Source organism: Streptomyces griseus subsp. griseus, from assembly GCF_000720255.1.
Classification (GTDB): domain Bacteria; phylum Actinomycetota; class Actinomycetes; order Streptomycetales; family Streptomycetaceae; genus Streptomyces; species Streptomyces griseus_I.
This window is the reverse complement of the sequence record NZ_JOJE01000123.1, coordinates 1-1125: the sequence shown is the minus strand read 5'-3', so window position 1 is coordinate 1125 and position 1125 is coordinate 1. Positions and strand designations below refer to the sequence as shown.

Sequence of the window (1125 nt, the reverse complement as noted above, 5' to 3'; positions counted from 1 at the left end):
TCAGGCGTCGATGATGACGGGGATGATGAGGGGCTTGCGGCGGTGGGTGCGGAACGCCCAGTTCGCCACGGCGCGGGCGACGAGTTGTTCGAGTTGGCGCGCGTCCCCGACGCCTTCCTCGGCCGCGGTGGCCAGGGTCTTCTCGATGACGGGGACGACCGGCTCGAAGGTGGTGTCGTCGTGGACGAAGCCGCGGGCCAGGAAGTCGGGGGCCTCGGCGAGGGCGCCGGTGTCCGCGTCGACGATCGCCACCACGGTGACCACGCCTTCCTCTGCGAGGGTGAGGCGGTCCTTGAGGGACGCTTCGGTGGCGCCGCCGACTTCCATGCCGTCCACGTAGACGTTGCCGGCGGGGACCTTGCCGGTGATGGACGCGCGCCCGTCGACCAGGTCGACGACGACACCGTCCTCGGCGATGACGACCCGGTCGGGGTCGACACCGGTACGGATGGCGAGGTCGCCGTTGGCCCGCAGGTGGCGCCATTCGCCGTGCACGGGCATGACGTTGCGGGGTTTGACGATGTTGTAGCAGTAGACGAGTTCGCCGGCGCTGGCGTGCCCGGAGACGTGCACCTTGGCGTTGCCCTTGTGGACCACGTGGGCGCCCCACCGGGTGAGCCCGTTGATCACCCGGTAGATGGCGTTCTCGTTGCCGGGGATGAGGGAACTGGCGAGCAGGACGGTGTCGCCCTTGCCGATGCGGATCACGTGGTCGCGGTTGGCCATCCGTGACAGCGCGGCCATCGGCTCGCCCTGGGAGCCGGTGCACACCAGAGTGACCTTGTGGTCCGGGAGCTTCTCCAGCTCCTTCGTGCTCACGACCAGACCGGAGGGGACCTTCAGATAGCCAAGGTCACGGGCGATGCCCATGTTGCGGACCATCGACCGGCCGACGAAGGCGACCTTGCGGCCGTGCTGGTGGGCGGCGTCCAGGACCTGCTGGATGCGGTGCACATGGCTGGCGAAGCTGGAGACGATGACCCGGCGCGGCGCGGTGCGCATCACCTGCTCGATCGCCGGGTTCAGCTCACGCTCGGAGGTGGTGAAGCCGGGTACCTCGGCGTTGGTGGAGTCGGTGAGGAACAGGTCCACGCCCTCCTCGCCGAGGCGGGCGAAGGCGCGCAG

At 69.2% G+C, this 1125-nt stretch carries 1 protein-coding gene; it reads right to left on the bottom strand.

The window, feature by feature from the left end:
- Positions 1–1125 (bottom strand): ribonuclease J (locus tag IG99_RS43375; RefSeq protein WP_037684546.1); only part of this gene is annotated, 1125 nt, incomplete at its 5' end.